The organism is Hominimerdicola alba 8 (genome assembly GCF_000178155.2).
Taxonomy (GTDB): domain Bacteria; phylum Bacillota; class Clostridia; order Oscillospirales; family Ruminococcaceae; genus Hominimerdicola; species Hominimerdicola alba_C.
This window is the reverse complement of the sequence record NZ_ADKM02000005.1, coordinates 1-864: the sequence shown is the minus strand read 5'-3', so window position 1 is coordinate 864 and position 864 is coordinate 1. Positions and strand designations below refer to the sequence as shown.

The 864-nt window shown below is 48.0% G+C and carries 2 protein-coding genes; both read left to right on the top strand.

Annotated features, from left to right (window positions below; all coding sequences use genetic code 11):
• The first annotated feature begins 40 nt into the window (after nucleotides 1-40).
• Nucleotides 41-391, top strand: coding sequence for a plasmid mobilization protein (locus CUS_RS00045; RefSeq protein WP_347493914.1), 351 nt, complete (start codon nucleotides 41-43; stop codon nucleotides 389-391).
• A 133-nt stretch (nucleotides 392-524) separates the two neighbouring features.
• Entirely contained in the window at nucleotides 525-701 is a 177-nt protein-coding gene (locus CUS_RS19665; RefSeq protein ID WP_002846746.1) for a hypothetical protein, read from the top strand.
• Nucleotides 702-864 lie beyond the last annotated feature (163 nt).

Sequence of the window (864 nt, the reverse complement as noted above, 5' to 3'; positions counted from 1 at the left end):
AGAGGGCGACTGCCCCTAAGACCCCGTATGAAAGGAGAGGATAAAAATAGCAGAGAATGAACCCCACAATCGGTATATGCAGATACGCCTGACCGAAGCAGAGTACGAAGCCATTGAACGAAAGTTCCGCAACAGCGGGTTGAAGTCACGGAGCGAGTTCATCAGAGCGATGATCCTTGAGGGCTACATCGTCCATTTCGATGAGGAGAAGTTCGACAAGATCTACAAGCTCATCGGCAGTATTTCCAACAATGTGAATCAGATAGCCGTGAGAGTGAACAGCACGAACAAAATCTATGCCGAGGACATCGTGAATATCAAGGAGGGGCAGGACAAGATTTGGCAACTACTAAACTCTTTGCAATCAAAACTACTGAGGTTAAAGCGTTAGCCTATATCGCCAATCCCGAAAAGACCGACAACGGCAGGCTCATATTCACATACGGGTGCAGTTCTGATCCTGCACAGGCAAGCAAGGATTTTGAAGCCGTCCGAGCTGGCGGAAGCCCTTTGACACCGACAAGATGCCGTGGCTTTTCACTCCCCACGGCGACGGTGAGCTGAACGAATACTTTAGCTCCGACCACAGCAAGATCATCGCAGAGACTTCAAAGGAAGTGCTTGCAAGCCTTTCCGAGAGCCGTGACAGGCTCTCTGGAAAGCTCTGCTACGAATTTCACTACAATCAGCGCAGATATTGATTATGACAGCTTACGAGCCGATCTGAGCAAGGTCAAAGGTATCGGAGAAAGTCGGCTTAATGAGATAATGACGGTCATTGATAAACATATCGAATGTACAAGCGACAAAGGAGGTTAAACCTTGACCGTTGATACCAAAGAAGTAGTAACCACGATAGCCTAT